The following is a 22,164-nucleotide window of genomic DNA, read 5'->3' as shown; positions in this document are numbered from 1 at the left end:
TACCGCGCCGCGCGCCCCCGCGCCGGCGCGCCCCATCCATGACCCGATCCATTCCCCATGCGCTGACCATCGCCGGTTCCGATTCCGGCGGCGGGGCCGGCATCCAGGCCGACCTCAAGACCTTCTCGGCGCTCGGCGCCTATGGCGCGAGCGTGATCACCGCGCTCACCGCGCAGAACACCCGCGGCGTGACCGCGGTCCACGCGCCTGACGCGGGCTTCGTCACCGCCCAGCTCGACGCGGTGTTCAGCGACATCCGCATCGACACGGTGAAGATCGGCATGCTCGCGAACGCCGCGATCACGTGCGCGGTCGCCGACGCGCTCGAGCGCTATCGGCCGCGCCACGTGGTGCTCGACACCGTGATGATCTCGAAGAGCAACCATGCGCTGCTCGCGCCCGACGCCGTGGAGGCGCTGCGCGACCGGCTGCTGCCGCTCTCGGACCTGGTCACGCCGAATCTGCCGGAAGCCGCCGTGCTGCTCGGCGTCGCGCCCGCGCACGACGAAGCGGAGATGGTGCGCCAGGGCGAGGCGCTCGTCGCGCGCGGCGCGCGGGCGGTGCTGATGAAAGGCGGCCATCTGCCGGCGACGCAGGACAGCCCCGACTGGCTCGTGCGGGCCGTCGACACGCGGCGCTTCGACGGCCCGCGCCTGGCCGTCGCCAACACGCACGGCACCGGCTGCACGCTGTCGTCGGCGATCGCCGCCCTGCTGCCGCAACGCGACGGGCTCGCCCCGGCGATCCGCGACGCGAAGCAGTACCTGACCGCGGCGATCGCCGCGAGCGGGCAGCTCGACGTCGGCCACGGCGTCGGCCCGGTGCATCACTTCCACGCGTGGTGGTGACGCGCGTTAAAGCACGGCCGCCGCGAATGCCGTTGCCTGCCCGGGCCACGCGTCCGGCACGATGAAGCCGCGCGCGCGTTCGACCCAGGCGCCCTCGGCGTCAGGCCCGAGCACGGCCACGAGCGACGGCGCGGCCTGCCCGCTCACGCGCTCGAGCAACGCGGACGCGTGCATCCCTTCCGCCTCCGCCTGCGCCGCCTCGATCCGGCGCGGCGCGAGCCATGCAAGACGCGGCAGCACGATCCAGCGCGACGCGTCGCGCGCCTCGGCTTGAAGCGACGCGCGCCAATCGGCGTGCGTGATCCAGAATCCGCGCGGATGCCCCGCGTGCAGCACCGGCGGGTCGTTCACCGGCGACGCCAGCCCCACCCGCGCGGCGCGGTAGAACAACCAGCCCTTCACCAGCATCTGCGCCTGCCAGGGTCCCGCGTGGCCCAGCGCGGCGAATGCGGCGAGATGCGTCAGCCGCAGCTGGTGCTCGACCAGCTTGCGCCGCTTCAGGTCGAACCGGTCGGCGAGATTCGGACCGACGAAGTCCGCGAGCGCCGCCGTCCCCGCCTCCGCCGCGCACAGATAGCATTTGACCGCGAGTTCCCAGTGCAGGCGCGCGCCGTCCATCGTTTCGAGCAGGAAATCGCATTCGCCGAGCGTGCGCCCGTGGCTGCGCAGCGGCAGGTTCGCCGCGACCAGACGCCAGCCGGGCGCATGCGCGGCGAAGAAACCGATCAGTTCTTCCGCGTAGCGCCCGAGCCGGGTCGGACGCGCGTGCGCGAGCGCTCGATGCAGCGCGTCGGGCTGCCGATCGAGCGCCGCGAGCCATGCGCCGAGCGCAGCCGGACCGGCGGACGGCGCGGCCGGTTGCGCGAGCGGCACGTCCGGCGTCGCGGCGAAGAGCGGCGCGCTTTCCAGCAACCAGCCGAGATCGCGCACCGCCGGGTCGCGCAACGTGCGCCAGCCCGCGGGCGCGGCCGCGCTCATCGGTCGCCGGCGGGCGCCGGCGCGCGCTGGTAGGTGTCGCGCGCGAGGCACAGGTCGGCCCAGGCCTTGGACTTGTCCTGCAGGCTGCGCAACAAATAGGCCGGATGGTAGGTGACGATCACCGGCACGCCCTCGTACGTATGCACGCGGCCGCGCAGCGAGGCGATGCTCGCGTCGCTCTTCAGCAGCGTCTGCGCGGCGAAGCGGCCGAGCGCGACGATCAGCTTCGGCTTCACGAGCGCGACCTGACGCTGCAGGTACGGCTCGCAGCGCGCGACCTCGTCCGGCTCCGGGTTGCGATTGCCGGGCGGCCGGCACTTGATCACGTTCGCGATGTAAACGTTCTCGCCCCGCTTGAGCGCCAGCGCCTGCAGCATGTTGTCGAGCAGCTTGCCCGCCTGGCCGACGAACGGCTCGCCCTGCTTGTCCTCGTTCTCGCCCGGCGCCTCGCCGACCAGCATCCAGTCCGCTTCGCGATCGCCGACCCCGAACACCGTGTTGGTGCGCTTCTCGCACAGCTTGCAGTCCCGGCAGGTCGCGACGCGCGCACTGAGCGCGTCCCAGTCGAGCGCCGCCACCGACGACGCGGACACGACCGGCGCGGCGGCGTCGGACGGCGCGCCCGGCAGGGACGGCTCGAACCCCGGTTCGAGATCGAACCACGACATGTCTTCATCGGGCGCGTCGGGTGACACCTGCGCGACGGCCGGCGCCGCGCGCGGCGCGGCCTCGTTGCGCGCCCGGTCCGCGTCCGGCGAAGCGCTGCGCGCGGGCGGCGGCGCTTGCGCCGCATCGAGCGCGGACGATGCGCGCGCATCGATCTCGATCGCGCCGGGCGACGCGACAGCGGCCTGCGCCGTCGTCGCGTCGCCTTCCGCGCGCGCACCGCGCCTCACCCACCTGGGCGCGAGCCCCAGTTCCTCGAGTGCCGACTCAACCCACGCCATGCGCGCCTCCTTCGTTCGTCAAGGTAAGACGCATCACGATCGCGTCCTCCCGGCCGTGAAGCCGGGCCGGATAATAATTCTTGCGCCGGCCGACCGTCGCGAAGCCGAAGCGCTCATACAGCTGCAGCGCGCGCGGATTCGACGGCCGCACTTCCAGCAACACACCGTCGAGACGCTCGGCGCGCGAAATCCGCACCACTTCGCGCAGCAGCGCGAGACCCGCGCCCGAGCGCTGCACCGAAGGCGCGACGCACAGATTGAGCAGATGCATCTCGTCGACGACCGGCATCAGCACGCAATAGCCGACGAGCGTGCCCGTCACATGCCGCATGCACACACCGAAATAGCCGTTGCGCAACGAATCCTCGAAGTTGCCGCGGGTCCACGGAAATTCGTACGCGACGCGTTCGATCGCGACCACTTCGTCGAGATCGGCGTCGGTCATCGGCGACAAGTAGCGGTCGGCGAGCAACACGCCGCTCATCGGCCGCCTCCGCCCGCGCGCGCCGCGAGCCGTTCCGCGGTGGTCTGCGCGACCTTGTCGCGCACATAGTCGGGCGCCGCCTGGTCGGCGGGCACGACCCGGCCGGCGCGATACGCGCGCCAGGCGAGATGCGCGATCGGCAGCGCGTGCGGCAGCGCGCGCGCATCGATCGCCTGCGCGCGCGCCGCGGCCGGCAGACGCGCGCCGAACGCCGCGGCGGCATTGCCGGCCAGCGTGAACGGCGCGTCGGGCGCGGGCACGGCCGACGGCGCATCGAGCGACGCCGGCTGTTCGGTGCGCCAATCCTGGCGCGCCTCGTCCCAGGCGTAATCGGCCCAGTAGACCTCGTCCATGCGCGCGTCGAGCGCGGCCAGCACGCGTGCGGGCGCGGCGCCCGCCGGCGCGTTCAGGCGCGCATGCTCGGCGCACGCGAGCAGCGTGCCGACCGGCACGACCGGCAGCGCACACCCGAACGCGAGCCCCTGCGCGACGCCCGTGGCGGTGCGCAAGCCCGTAAACGAACCCGGCCCCGCGCCGAACGCGATCGCCGCGCAGGCCGCGAGCGTGAGCCCGGCCTCGTCGAGCAGCTCGCGCACGGCGGGCAGCACCCGCGTGCTCGAAACCGCCCCGGTTTCGTCGTGGCGCACCCAGGTCTGGAAGGAAAACGAGCCGTCGGCCGTCGCGGCCGCGCTCAGCAACGCGACCGAACAAAACTCGGTCGACGTGTCGATGGCAAGAAGCACTGTTTGTGTCATGGCCGACATTGTAATGCGAGGCCCCGCCCGCACAGGCGTTCCGTCCCGATTCGCGACGCGCGGCGCGCGCGCCGCGGTTTGGAAGAAACGCTCGACCCGCCATCGCGCCCCGCTTGCTAAGATCGCCCCACCTTGAAACCTTACGGAGACACCCGATGAGCGACATCACCGTTCAATTCAACCAGGCCCAGGAAGACGTCAAGCAACTGTCCGAGCGCCCCGGCAACCTGACGCTGCTGCGCCTCTATGCGCTCTTCAAGCAGGCCACCGACGGCGACGTGCACGGCGACAAGCCCGGCTTCACCGACATCGTCGGCAAGTACAAGTACGACGCTTGGGAAGCGCTCAAGGGCACCTCGCAGGACGCCGCGAAGCAGCAATACGTCGAGCTGGTCGAGTCGCTGAAGAACGGCACGGCCTCCTGAGCCACACCGATCGCACCGGAAACCTGCCCTTATCCGCAGTCAAATCCCTGGTAAGTGGTGCGATCGGCACAACAAAGGACTGGCGCAGCGCAGCAAAAATCCTTATAATGCGCGCTGCGTCACACCTTAAGCGGCCCGAAACCGCCCCTTTCTGTCTGACGTCCCGTAGCGTTTAGCTCCAATCCAGTTTAGAACCTGTCCCCTCCTGCCTAGGCCCCACGGGCCGTCTTGTATCAGGCTGGCGGCAGCGCCCAAGGAGGCGCGCCGCATCCGAAACAGCTTCTAACGAAAAGCCCGCATGGCAGTCCGCATGCGGACGATGTCTCGTTTCCCGATTTGCTCGATCAATCCGACGACTTGGGTATGCGCGATTGGCGCCGACGTTTCACCCACTGTGTGTGTATCAAGGATTGTTAATGACTTCGAGCAACCTCTCCAGCCCGCTGAACGCGATCGTCGACGACGTGCTTGCCCTCGACTCCGCCGCGCCCGCCGTGGCAGCGCCCGTCGAGGCCGCGCCGGCCGACGCCGCGCCGGACACGAGCGGCCCGACCTTCGCGTCGCTCGGCCTTTCGCCGGAAATCGTGTCGGCACTGGAAGCCGCCGGCTACGCCAAGCCGACGCCCGTGCAGGAGCGCGCGATTCCGGCCGGGATCGCCGGCCGCGACCTGCTGGTATCGAGCCCGACCGGCTCGGGCAAGACCGCTGCATTCATGCTGCCGGCAATCGAGCGCTTCGCCCAGCTGGCGCAACAGCCGCGCGCCCCGCGCGAGCCGCAAGGCGCTGCGCGTGGTGCGCGCCGGCCGCAGCCGGTCGCCCGCCCGGGCCTGCTCGTGCTGACGCCGACCCGCGAACTCGCGATGCAGGTGACGACGGCCGCGTCGACCTATGGCCGCCATCTGCGCCGCCTGCGCACGGTCAGCATCCTCGGCGGCGTCGCCTACGGCCAGCAGCTGATGCTGCTCGCGAAGAACCCGGAAATCCTGGTCGCGACGCCGGGCCGCCTGCTCGACCACCTCGAGCGCGGCCGTATCGACCTGTCCGAACTGAAGATGCTGGTGCTCGACGAAGCCGACCGGATGCTCGACATGGGCTTCATCGACGACATCGAGACGATCGTCGCCGCTACGCCGGCCACCCGTCAGACCATGCTGTTCTCGGCCACGCTCGACGGCAAGATCGGTTCGCTGACGGGCCGCCTGCTCAAGGATCCGGAGCGGATCGAGATCGTCCAGCGCCTGGAATCGCGCACGAACATCGCGCAGACCGTCCACTACGTCGACGACCGCGACCACAAGGATCGCCTGCTCGATCACCTGCTGCGCGACGACGCGCTCGACCAGGCGATCATCTTCACGGCGACCAAGATCGACGCCGACCAGCTGGCCGGCCGCCTCGCGGACGCGGGCTTCGAGTCGGCCGCGCTGCACGGCGACCTGCCGCAGGGCGCGCGCAACCGCACGATCCGTGCGCTGCGCGAGCGCCGTGTGCGCGTGCTCGTCGCGACCGACGTCGCGGCGCGCGGGATCGACATCCCCGGCATCACGCACGTGTTCAACTACGACCTGCCGAAGTTCGCGGAAGACTACGTGCACCGGATCGGCCGTACCGGCCGCGCCGGGCGCTCGGGCATCGCGGTGAGCCTCGTGCACCACGCAGAACAGGGCGCGCTCAAGCGCATCGAGCGCTTCGTGCGCACGCCGCTGCCGGTCAACGTGGTCGAGGGTTTCGAGCCGCGCAAGGCGCCCCCGCGCAACGATCGCGGCCCGAGCCGCGGCCGTCCGGGCGGCGGCAACGGCGGTCGACGCTTCGGCGGCAAGCCGGGCGGCAGCCGTGAAGGCTACGGCGCACGCCAAGGCCAGGGTTATGGCGGCGGCAACGGCGGCGGCAACGGCGGCGGCTGGAGCGGCAAGCCGGGCAATGGCGGCGGCAAGCCTGCCGGCGGCAGCCGCGAAGGCTACGGCGGCGCACGCCGTGAAGGCAGCGGCGGCGGTTACCGCAGCAGCGGCCCGCGTCGCGGCAACGCGTCGTAAGCCTCGCATGCGGGCCACGCGCCCGCATCGCCCCTCCCCGAACCGGCGCCCAGGCGCCGGTTTTTTTTGCCCGCGCCGAAATATCACGATGTGAAAAAATCTTTTGTGTCGTAAAAAGCATGCTGCGTGGCACAACCATGTGGATTGCAGGATGGGAAAGGCCTTTCCTCATCATGAAATGCAATATATAAGCCTTTGTTTTAACTCATCTATATTTTTCTGAAGTTCCACCTTCAAGCCCTGTCTTCGCTCCGTCGATTTGCCTAGACTCTTATACAAGAGTTCACGAAACGGAATGCCTCCGCCCCACCCGCCGCTTCGTGGCCACCGGATTCGCACCCCCCTTCTTCAGGCAACGACCACACAAGGAGCACACCATGTCGCGTCAACAACAGGTTCAGGAACTGCAACAGCAATGGGACACCGACCCGCGCTGGAAGGGCGTCACCCGCAACTACAGCGCCGAGGACGTGGTGCGCCTGCGCGGCTCCACCCCGATCGAGCACACGCTCGCCAAGCGCGGCGCGGAAAAGCTGTGGGCGCAAATCAATAGCGAGCCGTTCGTCAACGCGCTCGGCGCCTTGACCGGCAACCAGGCCATGCAGCAGGTCAAGGCCGGGCTCAAGGCGATCTACCTGTCGGGCTGGCAAGTCGCGGGCGACGCGAATCTCGCCGGAGAAATGTATCCGGACCAGTCGCTCTATCCGGCGAACTCGGTGCCGCAGGTCGTCAAGCGCATCAACAACACGCTGACCCGCGCCGACCAGATCCAGTGGTCGGAAGGCAAGAACCCGGGCGACGAGGGCTACGTCGACTTCTTCGCGCCGATCGTCGCGGACGCCGAGGCCGGCTTCGGCGGCGTGCTGAATGCGTTCGAACTGATGAAGGCGATGATCGAGGCCGGCGCGTCGGGCGTCCACTTCGAAGACCAGCTCGCCTCCGTGAAGAAGTGCGGCCACATGGGCGGCAAAGTGCTCGTGCCGACCCGCGAAGCCGTCGCCAAACTGACCGCGGCGCGTCTCGCGGCCGACGTGTCGGGCACGCCGACCGTGCTGGTCGCGCGCACCGACGCCGAAGCGGCCGACCTGATCACCTCGGACATCGACGACAACGACAAGCCGTTCCTGACCGGCGAGCGCACCGTCGAAGGCTTCTTCCGCACCCAGCCGGGCCTCGGCCAGGCGATCTCGCGCGGCCTCGCGTACGCGCCGTACGCCGACCTGATCTGGTGCGAAACCGGCAAGCCGGACCTCGAGTACGCGAAGCAGTTCGCCGAGGCGATCCACAAGCAGTTCCCGGGCAAGCTGCTGTCCTACAACTGCTCGCCGTCGTTCAACTGGAAGAAGAACCTCGACGACGCGACGATCGCGAAGTTCCAGAAGGAACTCGGCGCGATGGGCTACAAGTTCCAGTTCATCACGCTGGCCGGCTTCCATGCGCTGAACTACTCGATGTTCAACCTCGCGCACGGCTATGCCCGCACCCAGATGAGCGCGTTCGTCGAACTGCAGCAGGCCGAGTTCGCCGCCGCCGACAAGGGCTTCACCGCGGTCAAGCACCAGCGCGAAGTCGGCACCGGCTACTTCGACGCCGTCACGCAGACGGTCGAGCGCGACGCGTCGACCACCGCGCTGCACGGCTCGACCGAAGACGAACAGTTCTTCGACGGCAAGAAGGTCGCGTAACGCGGCGCGGCGCGCTCGCGAAACTGGCGATCAGGGAGAAGATGGGCCTGCCGCGCACCGCGAGGCAGGCCGCGCGCGGCGGCGTCGAGCGCCGCGCAGGACAGCGCGCCGGCTTGCCCGGCGCGCGTCGCTTGGTGCGCGGGCCCGCGTCCCGCGCACCCTACCGATAGACGATCACCGGGATTTTCGTATGGGTCAGCACCCGCTGCGTCTCGCTGCCGATCAACAGGCTGCCCAGCCCGCGCCGGCCGTGCGAGGCCATGAAAATCACGTCGCAACCGCCCCGCTCCGCCGCCTCGATGATGCCGAGGTAAGGCGACGGATGCACGCTCGTGCAGCTGTCGAACACCACCCCCGCCTGCCGCGCCGCGGCCTCGACCTCGTCGAGATGCGTGCGCGCCTCGCGTTCGCTGCGTTCGCGAAAATCGGCGGGCGGCTCGATCACCACCTCGGAGAACGGCGAGTACGGATATTGCGGCAGACACGCATAGGCGGTCACGCGCGCGCGGACCGTCCGCGCGAGATCGATCGCACCGTCGATCGCCTTCTTCGACAGATCGGATCCATCGGTCGGAACCAGGATGTGCTTGAACATGGCGGCCTCCGTCGGCGGCAACACAGCGCCCGCGCGGCAATCGCGCGCGTCGCGCCGCCGGGCACCCTGCCTAGCTTGATTGTAGTGCGCGAAAGCCGGCCGTCGGCCGCGCCAGAGGGTTCGCCCTCATATCGGAAACGCGCGCCGGCGCCGGACTCAACCCCAATAGCCCGGTTGTTCGTACGTATGCTTCAGAAAATCGAGGAACAGCCGCACCCTCAACGGCAGATGGCGGCGCTGCGGGAACACCGCGTGTATGCCGATCGGCGGCGCCGCGAAGGCGTCGAGCACGGTGACGAGACGGCCCGCGGCGATGTCCGCGCCGACTTCCCACCACGAGCGCCACGCGAGGCCGTGGCCGTCGAGGCACCATTCGTGCAGCACCGCGCCGTCCGAGCACTCCATGGTGCCGGCCACGCGGATCGACACGACCTTGCCGTCCTCCTGAAAGGTCCAGCCACGCTGCTGGTTCGCGTTCGCGGCGAGCGCGAGGCAGTTGTGGCGCGGCAGTTCCGCGAGCGTCGCCGGGGTGCCGGTGCGCGCCAGGTACGCCGGCGAACCGACGCAGACCCGGCGGTTCTCGCCGAGCTTGAGCGACACGAGCGACGAATCGGGCAGCTCGCCGAGCCGCACCGCGCAGTCGAAGCCTTCGTTGACGAGATCGACCATGCGATCGGACAGATCGAGCGTGATCGACACGTCCGGGTGCGCGGCGGTGAAATCGGGCGCGAGCGGCGCGACGTGCCGGCGCCCGAACCCCGCCGGCGCCGACACCCGCAGATGCCCGCTCGCCTTGACGCCGCCCGCCGACACGCTCGCCTCCGCGTTCTGCATGTCGTGGATGATGCGCTGGCAATCCTCGAGGAACGCCGAGCCTTCGAAGGTCAGCGTCAGCTTGCGGGTCGTGCGCACCAGCAGCTTCACGCCGAGCCGCTCTTCAAGCGCGTCGAGCCGGCGTCCGATGATCGCCGGCGCGACGCCCTCGGCGTGCGCGGCGGCCGACAGGCTGCCCTTCGCGGCCACGGCGGCGAAGGTTTCGATTTGCTTGAAACGATCCATGCGGCGAATGAACGGTATACGCCGTCCGTGAAGAAGTCAGCGATGACGCGCTAGATTAGGTATATGAAAGTAAAAGATCAAGTGATGATTAGCGTCTTTTTTATCTCAGTCCATCACCAATACAATCAACCCTGACCTCTGATCACGGAGCGCAAGGCTATGTCGGCCACAACGACACTCTCCCCGAAGGCCATCCTGTTCGACGCGTACGGCACGCTGTTCGACGTGCACGCGGTCGTCGCCGCGGCGGAGCAGCTGTACCCCGGCCACGGCGAGCGGCTGTCGCAGCTGTGGCGGCGCAAGCAGATCGAATACACCCAGCTGCGCACGCTCGCCGACCCGGGCGGCGCCCGTTACCGGCCGTTCTGGGACATCACGCGCGACGCGCTGCGCTTCGCCGCGCGCGCGCTCGGCCTCACGCTGTCGGGCGCGGCTGAAAAGCGCCTGCTCGACGACTACGCGTGCCTGTCGACCCATCCCGACACCGTGCCCGCGTTGCGTGCGCTGCGCGCGCTGCCGGCGCAGCCGCGCCTCGCGATCCTGTCGAACGGCGACCCGCGCATGCTCGACATCGCGGTGAAGAGCGCCGGCATGAACGGCCTGTTCGACCGTGTGCTGTCGGTGGACGCGGTGCGCGCGTACAAGCCGTCGCCGCTCGCCTACGCGCTCGGCACCGCGGCCTTCGACGCCGCGCCGCGCGAGATCGTGTTCGTCTCGTCGAACGGCTGGGACGCCGCAGGCGCCGGCTGGTTCGGCTATACGACGTTCTGGCTCAATCGCGCGGGCGCGCCGTTCGAGGAACTCGACGCGCCGCCCGACGGCAGCGGCCCCGGCATGGCCGACCTGCTCGCCTTCCTCGCCGCCCCGGCTCCCGCCGGCAGACCGGCCGGCCGGCCGCGCCCCAGCCCGGGCGCGTGAGCCGGCAGGACTGCCCCCATTCCCAACCCTTTACCGCAAACCGCAACTGACCGACCAAGGAGAGACACATGAGCATTACGCTGAAGCTGCCGCAAGGCATGGCGATCACGGGCGAACTGAAGCCCGGCTACGACGCGATCCTGACGCCCGAGGCGCTCGAACTCGTCGCGCAGCTGCACCGCGCCTTCGAGCCGCGCCGCCAGGCCCTCCTGAAGGCGCGCGCCGAACGCACCCAGCGTCTCGACGCGGGCGAACGTCCGGACTTCCTCGCCGCCACCCAGGCGGTGCGCGACGCCGACTGGCAGGTCGCGCCGCTGCCTGCCGACCTGCAGTGCCGCCGCGTGGAAATCACCGGTCCAGTCGAGCGCAAGATGATCATCAACGCGCTGAACTCGGGCGCGGACTCGTACATGACGGACTTCGAGGATTCGAACGCGCCGAGCTGGACCAACCAGATCGACGGCCAGATCAATCTGCGCGACGCGGTGCGCCGCACGATCTCGCTCGAGCAGAACGGCAAGTCGTACCGGCTCAACGACACGATCGCGACGCTGATCGTGCGCCCGCGCGGCTGGCATCTCGACGAGAAGCACGTGACGGTCGACGGCCAACGCGTGTCGGGCGGCATCTTCGACTTCGCGCTGTACCTGCTCCACAACGCGAAGGAACTGATCGCGCGCGGCTCGGGCCCGTACTTCTATCTGCCGAAGATGGAAAGCCACCTCGAGGCGCGCCTGTGGAACGAGATCTTCGTCGCCGCGCAGGAAGCGGTCGGGATCCCGCGCGGCACGATCCGCGCGACGGTGCTGATCGAGACGATCCTCGCCGCGTTCGAGATGGACGAAATCCTGTACGAACTGCGCGAGCACAGCTCGGGCCTGAACGCGGGCCGCTGGGACTACATCTTCTCGGCGATCAAGAAGTTCAGGAACGACCGTGATTTCTGCCTCGCCGACCGCGCGAAGATCACGATGACGGTGCCGTTCATGCGCGCCTACGCGCTGCTGCTGCTCAAGACCTGCCACAAGCGCAACGCGCCCGCGATCGGCGGCATGAGCGCACTGATCCCGATCAAGAACGATCCGGAAGCGAACGACAAGGCGATGGCCGGCGTGCGCGCCGACAAGGCGCGCGACGCGACCGACGGCTACGACGGCGGCTGGGTCGCGCACCCGGGCCTCGTGCCGCTCGCGATGGAGGAGTTCGTCAAGGTGCTCGGCGACAAGCCGAACCAGATCGGCAAGCAGCGCGACGACGTGAAGATCGAGGGCAAGAACCTGCTCGACTTCCAGCCGGAAGCGCCGATCACCGAGGCCGGCCTGCGCAACAACATCAACGTCGGCATCCACTACCTCGGCTCCTGGCTCGCGGGCAACGGCTGCGTGCCGATCCACAACCTGATGGAGGACGCGGCCACGGCCGAGATCTCGCGTTCGCAGGTGTGGCAATGGATCCGCTCGCCGAAGGGCGTGCTCGACGACGGCCGCAAGGTCACCGCGGATCTCGTGCGCGAGTACGCAAAGGTCGAGCTCGGCAACGTGAAGCAGGTCGTCGTGGGCGACACGCAGCCGTACGAGCGCGCGGCCGCGATCTTCGAGCAGATGTCGACGTCGGAGAACTTCACCGAGTTCCTGACGCTGCCGCTCTACGAAGCGATCTGACGGATCGCGCGGGCCGCCCGGCCCGCCATGAAAAAAGGCGCCGCAAGGCGCCTTTTTTCATGGTCCGGCGAGCGCGCCGCGTCAGGCCGCGGCGCGCTCGCGTCGATACTGCACCCAGTCGCCCGAGGCAATGCGCAGCGTGTCCGCGGCCACACGCTCGGCCACCGGATAGAACAGGCAGGCGTAGCACCGGCCGCCCAGTTGCACCGACGCCTCGCGCGCGGCGAACAAGCCGTCGTCGCCCGGATACACCTGCTCGATCTCGTCGAGCACCGGCACGAGCCGTTCGTCGATCGCGTAGACGTCGCCCCAGACGAGATCCGGGCCGCCTTCCGTCGCGATCATCCCCGGATAGCGGCCGAGATCGTAGAGCCGCCCCGCCAGCGCCGCGGCGCCCAGCAACTGCGGCGCCGCGATCCCGTGCCGCTCGGCGGCGCGGCTGATGTCGTTGACCTCCCCCGCGCGCAGGGTTCCGTAGACAAATACATGGCGCATGGCCCCTCCTTCCTCATCACGTGAAACACGACCTGACGCGACGCACCGCCTCAGGTCAACGGCGCATCGCTGACGAGCACGCCGTCGGCATCCGCGTAAATCCAGTCGCCGGGCGCGATGCGGGCGCCCAGCACGGAGACCGGCACGTCGGCCACGCCCTCGCCGCGCCGGTCGCTCCGGCGCGGATGCGCGGCCAGCGCGACGATGCCGACGTTGCACACGGCCAACTCCTGCGTGTCGCGCACGCAACCGTATACGACCACGCCGGCCCAGCGGTTGCGCTCGGCCAGCACGCCGAGGTTGCCGCCCACGAGCGCGCAGCGCGTGCTGCCACCGCCGTCGACGACGAGCACGCGCCCGCCGCCGTCCTGTTCCAGCGCCTTGCGCACCAGCGTGTTGTCCTCGAACAGCTTGAGCGTCGCGGCCGGGCCGCTGAACGATGCGGCGCGGCCGAACGGACGGAATACGGGTTCGAGCACGCGCAGCGTGCCGTCGGCGAGCCGGTCCTCGTGCGCGTCGCAGAGATCGGTGGTGGCGAACGTCATCTCGGGGTCTCCTGTCCTGGTGGGTCAACAATTCCGGTCGTGACATTATCGGCCGAAAAAATCCCGCAGCAACGCAAGGTCCAGGGCCCCTACAATAGGCGTGAGACACCCGTCGCATGCCGCACCGACTTCGATCGCCCATGAGCCCATCCGTTCCCCCGCGCGCGAGCGCCGCGCCCACCATCATCGAGATTCCTCCCGAGTTCACGCCCACGCCTGCGCATCCGATGTGCGTACGCGCGCGGCCGGTGGCCGCGGGCGTGCGCATTCCGCTGCATACCCATGCCTGGGCGCAGGTCGCCTACGCCTCGCGCGGCGTGTTGCGGATCGCGACGGCCAGCACCACCTGGATGGTGCCGCCCTCGCGCGCGATCTGGGTGCCGCCGCGCGTCACGCACGAAGTGGTGATCGTCGAGGACGCCTACCTGCGCACGCTCTATATCGACGAATCGGCGGTGCCGGACGGGCTCGATGCGTGCCGGGTGGTCGAGGTGTCGGGGCTGCTGCGCGAGTTGATCGGCGCGCTGGAGGCGCGGCCCGCGAGCGCCGCGCGCGAGACGCTGCTGTCTTCGCTCGTGCTCGACGAGCTGACTCAGGCCGAACCGCTGCCGCTCGCGGTGCCGATGCCCACCGAGAAACGCCTGCGCGCGCTGTGCGAGGCGGTGCTCGCGCAGCCCGCGCACGGCGAATCGCTCGAATACTGGGCGGCCGGCGTGGGCGCAAGCACCCGCACCATCGCGCGGCTGTTCCGTCAGGAGTTGGGCGTGAGCTTTTCGCAGTGGCGCCAGCAGGCGCTGCTCGCGCGCGCGATTCCGCTGCTCAACCAGGGCCGCCCGCTGTCGCAGGTGGCGCGCGAACTCGGCTATCGCAGTCAGAGCGCGTTCTCGGCGATGTTCCGGCGCGCATTCGGAGCGAGCCCGCGCGCCTTCATGCAGCGCGGCGCCGATCCGCGCGCGGGCAAGGCCGAGGTCGAGCGCGACGCGCGCGCCTAGACCGGCCGCACCATGTGGCGGATCGAGCCGAGCTGCGCGAGCCGCGAGCCGGCCAGCCGGTAGCCCATGCGCAGATAGAGGCGCGCGGCCGGGTTGTCGACGAACACCCGCAGCTGGGTCTCGCTGAGCCCGCGCGCCTTCGCCCAGCGATGCGCGGCGTCGAGCAGATAGGTGCCCGCGCCGTGCTGCCGGTGGCCCTGCGCGATCTGCACGTCGCGGATATGCAGCGACGCCCCCTCCTCGGTCACCCTCAGGACCCCGATCCGCTCGCCCTCGAGTTCGAGAATGAAATTCTCCGAATCGCGCCAACTGGCGAAAAAGAGGTCCGTGCGCCATTCGAGACCGTGGCGCCGGTAATACGCGCCCATGTTGCGGTGCGTGAGCGCCTCGGCAAACGGAAAATCATCCGCCTCGGCGGGGCGCAGCTGATACAACAAGCGGACATCGGTCGGATCGAGCATGGATGACAGGCCGGAAAACACATCATGACCGCCACGATAGCGCAGCCCGATCGCGATGCAATGCCGGTTTGCACGGAGGGGCTTTTCGCGCCGCAAAAACAAAAAGCCCGTTCAGGCATTCCTGAACGGGCTTTGATCTGGCGGAGCGGACGGGACTCGAACCCGCGACCCCCGGCGTGACAGGCCGGTATTCTAACCAACTGAACTACCGCTCCAGCTTTTCACTACTACTCGCAGGCATTGGTTAAGCTCCTGCAAGCTTGCTTCGTTTCCGACGAAACGCCGCTGTATCTGGCGTCCCCTAGGGGATTCGAACCCCTGTACTCACCGTGAAAGGGTGATGTCCTAGGCCTCTAGACGAAGGGGACAACGTACTGCTTACACCTTTAACGCAAAAGCCCGTTCATATATGCAGCCTGAACGGGCTTTGATCTGGCGGAGCGGACGGGACTCGAACCCGCGACCCCCGGCGTGACAGGCCGGTATTCTAACCAACTGAACTACCGCTCCAGCTTTTTACTACTACTCGCAGGCGTTGGTTAAGCTCCTGCAAGCTTGCTTCGCTTCGAATGAAACGCCGCTGTATCCTGGCGTCCCCTAGGGGATTCGAACCCCTGTACTCACCGTGAAAGGGTGATGTCCTAGGCCTCTAGACGAAGGGGACATAATCTTTACAGATTTGTCTTACTGCTTGGTTCTTGCCATTAACTTTCGTCAACAGCAGAGAACGAGATTCTAACTTCTTTTAAATCATTTGTGAAGCAATTTTTCACACTCTGCTTCGCAAACTTCATTCTGCTCTGGTGGTGGAGGTAAGCGGGATCGAACCGCTGACCTCTTGCATGCCATGCAAGCGCTCTCCCAGCTGAGCTATACCCCCTTGCAGAACAGAAACGAGATTGTAGAGGCGGTTTCGAGGTTTGTAAATACCCTATTTGTGATTCGAGCATCATTTTTTGCATGCGCTCGTTTCACGCAAGATCCGACGCCCTTCCGGGCGCCGGATCCGGGACTCACGCGGCCCCGTTCTCGAGACGCGCGACCACCGCGTCACGGCCGAACAGCATCAGCACCGCGTCGATCGACGGCGTATGCGTGGTGCCCGCCACCAGCAGGCGCACCGGCATCGCGAGCTGCGGCATCTTGAGCCCGTTCGCGGCGAGCGTCGCCTTCAACGCGGCCGCGATCGCTTCCTTGGTCCATTCGACGCCCTTCAGCGCGCCGGCCAGCTCCGCCAGCGCCGGACGCACCGCGTCCGTCACGTGCTGCGCGAGCGCCTCCGCATCGGGCGCGGGCGTGCGGTAGAACATCGCCGCGCCCTCCGCGATCTCCTTGACCGTCGACGCGCGATCCTTCATCAAGCCGACCACGCCCACGAGATCCGGGCCCGTCGCCGCATCGACGCCAAGCGCCGCGAGGAACGGCTGCGCCAGCGTCGCGAGCCGCCCGTTGTCGGCCTGCTTGATGTAGTGGTTGTTGAGCCAGTTCAGCTTGTTGTGGTCGTACTGCGCGGGCGACTTGCCCAGATGCTCGAGATCGAACCATTCCACGAACTGCTCGCGCGAGAAGATCTCCGCGTCGCCGTGCGACCAGCCGAGCCGCGCGAGATAGTTGAGCACCGCTTCCGGCAGGTAACCGTCGTCGCGATAGCCCGTCACGCTCATCGCGCCGTGCCGCTTGCTCATCTTCTCGCCCTGCTCGTTCAGCACGGTCGGCAGATGCGCGTAGACCGGCACCTCGCCGCCGAGCGCCCGCAGGATGTTGATCTGGCGCGGCGTGTTGTTCACGTGGTCGTCGCCGCGGATCACGTGCGTGATGCCCATGTCCAGGTCGTCGACCACGACGCAGAAGTTGTAGGTCGGCGTGCCGTCCGGGCGCGCGATCACGAGATCGTCAAGTTCCTCGTTGGAGATCTCGATATGCCCCTTCACCGCGTCGTCCCACGCGACCGCGCCCGTCAGCGGATTGCGGAAGCGCAGCACGGGCTGCACGCCCGCGGGCGGCGCCGGCAGCACCTTGCCCGGCTCCGGCCGCCAGGTGCCGTCGTAGCGCGGCTTCTCGCCCGCCTCGCGCTGGCGCTCGCGCAGCGCGTCGAGTTCCTCGGTCGACATGTAGCACGGATAGACGAGCCCCTGTTCCTGCATCTGGGCCAGCACCGCGCGGTAACGGTCCATCCGCTGCATCTGGTAGAACGGACCTTCGTCGAAATCGAGCTCGAGCCATTTCATGCCCTCGAGGATCGCGTCGACCGACGCCTCGCTCGAACGCTCGAGATCGGTGTCCTCGATCCGCAGCACGAAGGCGCCCTTCATCTTGCGGGCGAAGGCCCACGGATACAGCGCGGAACGGATGTTGCCGAGATGGATGAAGCCGGTCGGGCTCGGCGCGAAACGGGTGCGTACAGGACGGGTCATGACTGGTAACTCGATGGCCTTTTGGCGGCGCGTGAAATGAAACGACGCGGAATCGGCGCGCGAGCCGCCGGTGCGGGCGGGCTCACGCGTCGAAGCCGGAACGGAAAGAGGACGAATTATACCCGCCGCGCACGCGTTGCCGGCCCCGTTGCGCACGCGTCGCGGGTTTCGCGCAGGGCCGCCCGCTTGCTTTATGATGGGCGCGCCGCGGCCGACCGCCGGCGCGGCGCCTTGGCCCGCGCCCTCGCGCGCCGTCGCACACCTGACGCGGGGCCGCGCCCCGCCGCGTAGCCGGAGATTTCCCGATGTCGTCCCCTCGCCTGTCCCGCCGCACCTTCTCGCTTGCGTGCGCGTCCGCCACCCTCGCCGCCTGCACCTCGTTCGGCGACAAGCGCCCCGCGGACAACGCCGCGTCCGCGCCGCCCGCGCAGCCGCGCGAGAAGCCGCTGCGGATCGGCATCGCGCTCGGCGGCGGCGCCGCGCGCGGCTTCGCGCACATCGGCGTGCTGAAGGCGCTCGAGGCCCGCAACATCCCGGTCGAGATCGTGGCGGGCACCAGCGCGGGCTCGGTGGTCGGCGCGCTCTACGCATCGGGCATGAATGCGCTGCAGATCAACAAGCTCGCGCTGACGATGGACGAATCGTCGATCAGCGACTGGGCCACTCCGTTCCGTTCGCGCGGCCTGCTGCAAGGCGTCGCGCTGCAGAATTTCCTGAACAAGACGCTCAACAACCGGCCGATCGAGAAGATGGTCAAGCCGCTCGGCGTCGTCGCGACCGACCTCAAGAACGGCCAGGCGATTCTGTTCCAGCGCGGCAACACGGGGCTCGCGGTGCGCGCGTCGTGCAGCGTACCCTCGGTGTTCGAACCGGTGCGGATCGGCGATCGCGAGTATGTCGACGGCGGCCTCGTGAGCCCGGTGCCCGCGTCGTATGCGCGCAAGATGGGCGCCGACTTCGTGATCGCGGTCGACATCTCGTCGCGCCCCGAGGGTGCTCCCACCCAGAACCCGATCGAGATGCTGCTCCAGACCTTCACGATCATGGGCCAGACGATCAAGACCTACGAGCTGGACAAGTATGCGGACGTCGTGATCCGCCCGAACCTCGCGGCGATGGGCGGCAGCGACTTCAACCAGCGCAACGCGGCGATCCTCGCGGGCGAGGAGGCGGTGGCCCGGATCATGCCGGAACTGCAGCGCAAGCTCGCGGCCGCGCGCGGCGCGAGCGTCTGAGGCGCGCGTCGGCTTCACGCAAACAAAAACCCCGCGTCCTTGCGGAGGCGGGGTTCGAGGAAGCGGCGCGCCGAGCGCGGCGCTAACCGCAGGGCACGGCGGTATCAGTTGCCGCCGTTGCCGCCGATCGTCGCGCTCACGCGCTGACGCAGATCCTCGGGCTTGGTCGAGAACTGCGTCTCGATCCGGCGCGCGCCCGTGAAGCGCTTTTCCCAGTAGGTGCTGTCGAGATCGTCGACGCGGATCGTGCTGCCCGTCGACGGCGAGTGCACGAACTTGTTGTCGCCGATATAGATGCCGACGTGCGAGAAGGTGCGGCGCATCGTGTTGAAGAACACGAGGTCGCCCGGCTTCAGCTCGCTCATCCGCACCTTTTCGCCGACGCGGCTCATCTCTTCCGCGCGACGCGGCAGCGACATGCCGAGCGTGTCCTGGAACACGTAGCGCACGAAGCCGCTGCAATCGAGCCCCGAATCCGGGGAATTGCCGCCCCAGCGGTAGCGCACGCCGATCATGTTCAGCGCGCCGACCACCACGTCGCCGGCCTTGCCGGCCATGCCGGACAGGAACGACTTCGCACCGCCGTCGCTCGACGACGCGCTGGCCTGGGCATTTTGCTGGGAGGAAGAAGAGGAAGCCGAGCCCGACTGGGGCGTGAATGCGGCATTCTGGCTAAAACTGCTGACATCGTCGGCGAACGCGCCGGGAGCTGCAGCGATCAGGACGCCGATGAACATCCCGGCGACGACGCGCGTGCAAGCCTGGGTCAGATATCGGTGCTGCATTGGTCGATGGATTTACGCTTAAAAATCAGCTGATTGGCGGAAAATTTCGGTCGATACTAGCCACAAAGTATTGATTTGTCAAAATCATTTGGACTTTTTTAGCCGGGACACGCCCGTCACTGCGGCGTCCGCGGGAGCGCCACCGCTTTCAGCAGCTTTCGCGTGTAAGGATGCGACGGTTTTGTGAATATTTGTGTCACATCGCCGGCCTCCACGATCACCCCGCCCTGCATCACCGCGACCCGGTGCGCCATCGCGCCGATCACGTCCAGGTCATGGCTGATGAACACGTAGCCGAGGTTGTATTTCTGCTGCAGCCCGGCCAGCAGCTTCAGCACCTGCTGCTGGATCGACACGTCGAGCGCGCTCGTCGGCTCGTCGAGGATCAGCACGCGGGGCTTGAGCACCAAGGCCCGCGCGATCGCGATGCGCTGCCGCTGGCCGCCCGAAAACTCATGCGGATAGCGCGTCAGCACGGTGTGGTCGAGCCCGACTTCGCGCAGCACCGCGATCACCTGCTCGCGACGCGTCGCCGCATCCAATTCAGGGCGGTGCAACGCGAGCCCTTCGCCGACGATCCGCTCGATCGTCTGTCGCGGCGAAAGCGAACTGAATGGATCCTGAAAGACCACCTGCATCGCCGCCCGCAGCGCGGTCTGTTCGCGCCCCCGGTAGGCCGCGAGCGCGCGCCCCTCGAATTCGATCTCGCCGTGCGCGATCGCCTGCAACCCGAGCAGCGCCATCGCGAGCGTCGACTTGCCGGAACCCGACTCGCCGACGATGCCGAGCGTCTCGCCCTGGCGCACCGCCACGCTCGCGCCGTCGACCGCCGTGAAGCGCCCGGCGCGGAACCAGCCGGCGAAGCCCGGCTGCTTCTGCGCGAAGCGCACGCTCACCTCGCGCGCGTCGAGCATCACCGGCGCGATCGGCAGCACCGGCATCACCGCGCGCTGCGGGCGGCTCGCGAGCAGGCGCCGCGTATAGGGATGCTCGGGCGCGTCGAAGATCGCGTCGACCGGCCCGCTCTCGACCAGCTTGCCCTTCTCCATCACCGCGACCCGCTGCGCGAAGCGCCGCACGAGGTTCAGGTCGTGCGTGATCAGCAGGATCGCCATGCCGCGCGCTTCGGCCGCCTCCCGCTGCAGGTCGAGCAGCAGCTCGACGATCTGCGCGCGGATCGTCACGTCGAGCGCGGTGGTCGGCTCGTCCGCGAGCAGGAGGCGCGGCCGGCACGCGAGCGCCATCGCGATCATCGCGCGCTGGCGCTGGCCGCCCGACAGCTGGTGCGGATAGCTGTCCACGCGCCGCTCCGGCTCGGCGATGCCGGTGCGCGCGAGCAGCGCGACCGCGCGCCGCCGCGCCTCGACGCGGCTCACGCCGTCGTGCTGCTCGATCGTCTCGCCGATCTGCTCGCCGATCGTAAACAGCGGATTGAGCGCGCTCATCGGCTCCTGGAAGATCATCGCGACGTCCGCGCCGCGCAGGCCGCGCATCTGCCGCTCGCTCTTGTCCGCCAGATCCTCGCCCGCGAAGCGGATCGTCCCGCTCGTCTGCGCGTCCCGCACGAGCCGCAGGATCGACAGCGCCGTCACGCTCTTGCCCGAGCCCGACTCGCCGACCAGCGCGACCCGCTCGCCCCGCCCGATCGCGAGCGACACGTCGTCGACCGCGAGCGTGTCGCCGAAGCGCACGCTGAGCCGCTCGAGCGCCAGCAGCGGCGTCGCGTCGCCGTCCCGCACGCGCGCGCTCATCGCCCGCCTCCGGCCGCGCGCGTCGAATCCGCGATGCGCGTGTCGAGCGCGTTGCGCAGCGCGTCGCCCATGAAGGTCAGGAGCAGCAGCGTCGCGACCAGCACGCAGAAGGTCGACAGCGAGATCCACCAGGCGTCGAGGTTGCCCTTGCCCTGCGCGAGCAGCTCGCCGAGGCTCGGCGTGGGCGGCGGCACGCCGAGCCCGAGGAAATCGAGGCTCGTCAGCGCGAGGATCGCGCCGCTCATGCGGAACGGCAGGAACGTGATCACGGGCGTCATGCTGTTCGGCAGCACGTGCCGCCAGATGATCTGCCAGTTCGACAGGCCCAGCGCGCGCGCGGCGCGCACGTAGTCCTGGCCGCGGTTGCGCAGGCATTCGGCGCGCACGTAGTCGGACAGCCCGATCCAGCCGAACAGCGACAGCAGCACGAGCAGCAGCAGGAAGCTCGGCTCGAAGATCGACGCGAAGATGATCAGCAGGTACAGCTCCGGCATCGCGCTCCAGATCTCGATCAGGCGCTGCCCGACGATATCGATGCGGCCGCCGAAATAACCCTGCACCGCGCCCGTCGCGATGCCGATCAGCGTGCCGATGAAGGTCAGCGCCAGCCCGAACAGCACCGACACGCGGAACCCGTACACGAGCCGCGCGAGCAGGTCGCGGCCCTGCGCGTCGGTGCCGAGCCAATTGGCGCGCGACGGCGGCGCCGGATTCGGCACGGTCGAGAAGTAGTTGAGCGTGTCGTAGTAGTAGCGGTTCGGCGGGTACAGCACGAAGTTGCCGGGCGTCTCGAGCTTGCGCCGCACATAGGGGTCGAGATAGTCGGCGGGCGTCGGGAAATCGCCGCCGAATGCGGTTTCCGGATAGTCCTTGAGCAGCGGGAAATAATAGTGGCCGTCGTAGCGGACCACGAGCGGCTTGTCGTTCGACCAGAGCGGCGCGGCGAGGCTGGCCGCGAACGCCACGACGAAGATCACGAGGCTCCAGTAGCCGAGGCGCTGCTGCGTGAAACGCAGCCACACGCGCCGGGCGGGCGACGGCGACAGCCGCGCGCGCGCGGCGTCGAGGCGGGCGGACGGGGCGGCGGCTCGGTTCAAG

21 protein-coding genes and 5 tRNA genes are annotated in these 22,164 nt (G+C 68.5%); 8 read left to right on the top strand and 18 right to left on the bottom strand.

All coding sequences use genetic code 11. The features are described 5' to 3' along the window. Positions 1–38: 38 nt before the first annotated feature. Positions 39–848, top strand: coding sequence for a bifunctional hydroxymethylpyrimidine kinase/phosphomethylpyrimidine kinase (thiD, locus tag Bsp3421_RS19255; RefSeq protein WP_274002462.1), 810 nt, complete (start codon positions 39–41; stop codon positions 846–848). 6 nt (positions 849–854) lie between these two features. Here thiD and Bsp3421_RS19250 read toward each other — a convergent pair whose 3' ends face one another. The 4 genes from Bsp3421_RS19250 to tsaB are packed head-to-tail and all read right to left on the bottom strand — an operon-like array spanning position 855 to position 4,021. Further along, entirely contained in the window at positions 855–1,826 is a 972-nt protein-coding gene (locus Bsp3421_RS19250) for a DUF1853 family protein (protein WP_274002461.1), read from the bottom strand. Further along, positions 1,823–2,773, bottom strand: a complete 951-nt coding sequence (locus Bsp3421_RS19245; protein ID WP_274002460.1) for a uracil-DNA glycosylase — start codon at positions 2,771–2,773, stop codon at positions 1,823–1,825. The genes Bsp3421_RS19250 and Bsp3421_RS19245 overlap by 4 nt, the downstream gene beginning before the upstream one ends. Next, a complete protein-coding gene (gene rimI / locus Bsp3421_RS19240) occupies positions 2,760–3,257 on the bottom strand; it encodes a ribosomal protein S18-alanine N-acetyltransferase (protein ID WP_274002459.1) in 498 nt (165 codons plus the stop codon). Before rimI ends, Bsp3421_RS19245 begins: the two co-directional genes overlap by 14 nt. Next, the gene (tsaB, locus tag Bsp3421_RS19235) at positions 3,254–4,021 is read right to left on the bottom strand and encodes a tRNA (adenosine(37)-N6)-threonylcarbamoyltransferase complex dimerization subunit type 1 TsaB (RefSeq protein ID WP_274002458.1); all 768 of its coding nucleotides are present in this window, start codon (positions 4,019–4,021) and stop codon (positions 3,254–3,256) included. Before tsaB ends, rimI begins: the two co-directional genes overlap by 4 nt. 146 nt (positions 4,022–4,167) lie before the next feature. Here tsaB and Bsp3421_RS19230 point away from each other — a divergent pair, with 146 nt between their 5' ends. From Bsp3421_RS19230 to aceA, 3 genes are all read left to right on the top strand, one after another. After that, positions 4,168–4,437: an acyl-CoA-binding protein gene (locus Bsp3421_RS19230; RefSeq protein WP_274002457.1), complete on the top strand. Its 270-nt coding sequence runs from the start codon at positions 4,168–4,170 to the stop codon at positions 4,435–4,437. 416 nt (positions 4,438–4,853) lie between these two features. Beyond that, a complete protein-coding gene (locus Bsp3421_RS19225; protein WP_274002456.1) occupies positions 4,854–6,470 on the top strand; it encodes a DEAD/DEAH box helicase in 1,617 nt (538 codons plus the stop codon). A 377-nt stretch (positions 6,471–6,847) separates the two neighbouring features. Next, a complete protein-coding gene (gene aceA / locus Bsp3421_RS19220) occupies positions 6,848–8,155 on the top strand; it encodes an isocitrate lyase (protein WP_274002455.1) in 1,308 nt (435 codons plus the stop codon). Between the two features lie 160 nt (positions 8,156–8,315). On the opposite strand, the gene Bsp3421_RS19215 is transcribed toward aceA, so the two are convergent. Together Bsp3421_RS19215 and Bsp3421_RS19210 are read right to left on the bottom strand one after the other, a co-directional pair. Further along, positions 8,316–8,750, bottom strand: coding sequence for a universal stress protein (locus Bsp3421_RS19215; protein WP_274002454.1), 435 nt, complete (start codon positions 8,748–8,750; stop codon positions 8,316–8,318). Positions 8,751–8,906: 156 nt separating this feature from the next. Continuing rightward, the gene (locus Bsp3421_RS19210; protein ID WP_274002452.1) at positions 8,907–9,809 is read right to left on the bottom strand and encodes a LysR family transcriptional regulator; all 903 of its coding nucleotides are present in this window, start codon (positions 9,807–9,809) and stop codon (positions 8,907–8,909) included. A 159-nt stretch (positions 9,810–9,968) separates the two neighbouring features. Between Bsp3421_RS19210 and Bsp3421_RS19205 the strand changes: the two genes are divergently transcribed. Further along, a complete protein-coding gene (locus tag Bsp3421_RS19205; protein ID WP_274002451.1) occupies positions 9,969–10,727 on the top strand; it encodes a haloacid dehalogenase type II in 759 nt (252 codons plus the stop codon). A 68-nt stretch (positions 10,728–10,795) separates the two neighbouring features. Continuing rightward, positions 10,796–12,388 (top strand): malate synthase A, encoded by a 1,593-nt coding sequence (gene aceB / locus Bsp3421_RS19200; protein ID WP_274002449.1) that lies wholly within the window; start codon positions 10,796–10,798, stop codon positions 12,386–12,388. A gap of 81 nt (positions 12,389–12,469) precedes the next feature. Here aceB and Bsp3421_RS19195 read toward each other — a convergent pair whose 3' ends face one another. After that, entirely contained in the window at positions 12,470–12,883 is a 414-nt protein-coding gene (locus Bsp3421_RS19195) for a gamma-glutamylcyclotransferase family protein (protein WP_274002448.1), read from the bottom strand. Between the two features lie 50 nt (positions 12,884–12,933). Beyond that, positions 12,934–13,428: a ribonuclease E activity regulator RraA gene (rraA, locus tag Bsp3421_RS19190; protein ID WP_274002447.1), complete on the bottom strand. Its 495-nt coding sequence runs from the start codon at positions 13,426–13,428 to the stop codon at positions 12,934–12,936. 140 nt (positions 13,429–13,568) lie between these two features. Between rraA and Bsp3421_RS19185 the strand changes: the two genes are divergently transcribed. Beyond that, the gene (locus tag Bsp3421_RS19185) at positions 13,569–14,420 is read left to right on the top strand and encodes an AraC family transcriptional regulator (protein ID WP_274002445.1); all 852 of its coding nucleotides are present in this window, start codon (positions 13,569–13,571) and stop codon (positions 14,418–14,420) included. On the opposite strand, the gene Bsp3421_RS19180 is transcribed toward Bsp3421_RS19185, so the two are convergent. The 7 genes from Bsp3421_RS19180 to gltX form a co-directional block, all read right to left on the bottom strand. After that, positions 14,417–14,881: a GNAT family N-acetyltransferase gene (locus Bsp3421_RS19180; RefSeq protein ID WP_274002444.1), complete on the bottom strand. Its 465-nt coding sequence runs from the start codon at positions 14,879–14,881 to the stop codon at positions 14,417–14,419. The genes Bsp3421_RS19185 and Bsp3421_RS19180 overlap by 4 nt on opposite strands. A 138-nt stretch (positions 14,882–15,019) precedes the next feature. Beyond that, positions 15,020–15,096: transfer RNA gene (locus tag Bsp3421_RS19175), tRNA-Asp, on the bottom strand. Between the two features lie 77 nt (positions 15,097–15,173). Continuing rightward, a tRNA-Glu gene (locus Bsp3421_RS19170) sits at positions 15,174–15,249 on the bottom strand. Positions 15,250–15,314: 65 nt separating this feature from the next. Beyond that, positions 15,315–15,391, bottom strand: a tRNA-Asp gene (locus Bsp3421_RS19165). 78 nt (positions 15,392–15,469) lie between these two features. After that, positions 15,470–15,545: transfer RNA gene (locus tag Bsp3421_RS19160), tRNA-Glu, on the bottom strand. A 140-nt stretch (positions 15,546–15,685) separates the two neighbouring features. Continuing rightward, positions 15,686–15,761 (bottom strand) — tRNA-Ala (locus Bsp3421_RS19155). A 133-nt stretch (positions 15,762–15,894) separates the two neighbouring features. Next, complete coding sequence (gene gltX / locus Bsp3421_RS19150) at positions 15,895–17,295, bottom strand: glutamate--tRNA ligase (RefSeq protein WP_274002442.1); 1,401 nt, start codon at positions 17,293–17,295, stop codon at positions 15,895–15,897. A gap of 305 nt (positions 17,296–17,600) precedes the next feature. Between gltX and Bsp3421_RS19145 the strand changes: the two genes are divergently transcribed. After that, positions 17,601–18,530 carry a patatin-like phospholipase family protein gene (locus tag Bsp3421_RS19145; RefSeq protein ID WP_274002441.1) on the top strand — a complete coding sequence of 310 codons (930 nt, stop codon included), beginning with the start codon at positions 17,601–17,603 and terminating at the stop codon, positions 18,528–18,530. A 104-nt stretch (positions 18,531–18,634) separates the two neighbouring features. Here Bsp3421_RS19145 and Bsp3421_RS19140 read toward each other — a convergent pair whose 3' ends face one another. From Bsp3421_RS19140 to Bsp3421_RS19130, 3 genes are all read right to left on the bottom strand, one after another. After that, the gene (locus Bsp3421_RS19140; protein ID WP_274002440.1) at positions 18,635–19,315 is read right to left on the bottom strand and encodes a C40 family peptidase; all 681 of its coding nucleotides are present in this window, start codon (positions 19,313–19,315) and stop codon (positions 18,635–18,637) included. 116 nt (positions 19,316–19,431) lie between these two features. After that, complete coding sequence (locus Bsp3421_RS19135) at positions 19,432–21,066, bottom strand: ABC transporter ATP-binding protein (RefSeq protein ID WP_274002439.1); 1,635 nt, start codon at positions 21,064–21,066, stop codon at positions 19,432–19,434. Then, positions 21,063–22,163, bottom strand: a complete 1,101-nt coding sequence (locus Bsp3421_RS19130) for an ABC transporter permease (protein WP_274002437.1) — start codon at positions 22,161–22,163, stop codon at positions 21,063–21,065. The genes Bsp3421_RS19135 and Bsp3421_RS19130 overlap by 4 nt, the downstream gene beginning before the upstream one ends. Between the last annotated feature and the right edge of the window lies 1 nt (position 22,164).

The sequence above is a fragment of the Burkholderia sp. FERM BP-3421 genome (assembly GCF_028657905.1).
In the GTDB taxonomy this organism is placed as follows: domain Bacteria; phylum Pseudomonadota; class Gammaproteobacteria; order Burkholderiales; family Burkholderiaceae; genus Burkholderia.
Note: the sequence above shows the minus strand (reverse complement) of the source record. Positions and strands in the feature narration are given on the sequence as shown.

Excerpts from the sequence above, each read along its gene's own strand:
- Bsp3421_RS19225 (WP_274002456.1), top strand. The coding sequence starts at position 4,854 with ATGACTTCGAGCAACCTCTCCAGCCCGCTGAACGCGATCGTCGACGAC.
- gltX (WP_274002442.1), bottom strand. The coding sequence starts at position 17,295 with ATGACCCGTCCTGTACGCACCCGTTTCGCGCCGAGCCCGACCGGCTTC.
- aceB (WP_274002449.1), top strand. The coding sequence starts at position 10,796 with ATGAGCATTACGCTGAAGCTGCCGCAAGGCATGGCGATCACGGGCGAA.
- Bsp3421_RS19135 (WP_274002439.1), bottom strand. The coding sequence starts at position 21,066 with ATGAGCGCGCGCGTGCGGGACGGCGACGCGACGCCGCTGCTGGCGCTC.
- Bsp3421_RS19180 (WP_274002444.1), bottom strand. The coding sequence starts at position 14,881 with ATGCTCGATCCGACCGATGTCCGCTTGTTGTATCAGCTGCGCCCCGCC.
- aceA (WP_274002455.1), top strand. The coding sequence starts at position 6,848 with ATGTCGCGTCAACAACAGGTTCAGGAACTGCAACAGCAATGGGACACC.
- Bsp3421_RS19215 (WP_274002454.1), bottom strand. The coding sequence starts at position 8,750 with ATGTTCAAGCACATCCTGGTTCCGACCGATGGATCCGATCTGTCGAAG.
- Bsp3421_RS19205 (WP_274002451.1), top strand. The coding sequence starts at position 9,969 with ATGTCGGCCACAACGACACTCTCCCCGAAGGCCATCCTGTTCGACGCG.
- Bsp3421_RS19195 (WP_274002448.1), bottom strand. The coding sequence starts at position 12,883 with ATGCGCCATGTATTTGTCTACGGAACCCTGCGCGCGGGGGAGGTCAAC.
- Bsp3421_RS19230 (WP_274002457.1), top strand. The coding sequence starts at position 4,168 with ATGAGCGACATCACCGTTCAATTCAACCAGGCCCAGGAAGACGTCAAG.
- rimI (WP_274002459.1), bottom strand. The coding sequence starts at position 3,257 with ATGAGCGGCGTGTTGCTCGCCGACCGCTACTTGTCGCCGATGACCGAC.
- tsaB (WP_274002458.1), bottom strand. The coding sequence starts at position 4,021 with ATGTCGGCCATGACACAAACAGTGCTTCTTGCCATCGACACGTCGACC.
- thiD (WP_274002462.1), top strand. The coding sequence starts at position 39 with ATGACCCGATCCATTCCCCATGCGCTGACCATCGCCGGTTCCGATTCC.
- rraA (WP_274002447.1), bottom strand. The coding sequence starts at position 13,428 with ATGACGTTCGCCACCACCGATCTCTGCGACGCGCACGAGGACCGGCTC.
- Bsp3421_RS19210 (WP_274002452.1), bottom strand. The coding sequence starts at position 9,809 with ATGGATCGTTTCAAGCAAATCGAAACCTTCGCCGCCGTGGCCGCGAAG.
- Bsp3421_RS19185 (WP_274002445.1), top strand. The coding sequence starts at position 13,569 with ATGAGCCCATCCGTTCCCCCGCGCGCGAGCGCCGCGCCCACCATCATC.
- Bsp3421_RS19145 (WP_274002441.1), top strand. The coding sequence starts at position 17,601 with ATGTCGTCCCCTCGCCTGTCCCGCCGCACCTTCTCGCTTGCGTGCGCG.
- Bsp3421_RS19245 (WP_274002460.1), bottom strand. The coding sequence starts at position 2,773 with ATGGCGTGGGTTGAGTCGGCACTCGAGGAACTGGGGCTCGCGCCCAGG.
- Bsp3421_RS19250 (WP_274002461.1), bottom strand. The coding sequence starts at position 1,826 with ATGAGCGCGGCCGCGCCCGCGGGCTGGCGCACGTTGCGCGACCCGGCG.
- Bsp3421_RS19140 (WP_274002440.1), bottom strand. The coding sequence starts at position 19,315 with ATGCAGCACCGATATCTGACCCAGGCTTGCACGCGCGTCGTCGCCGGG.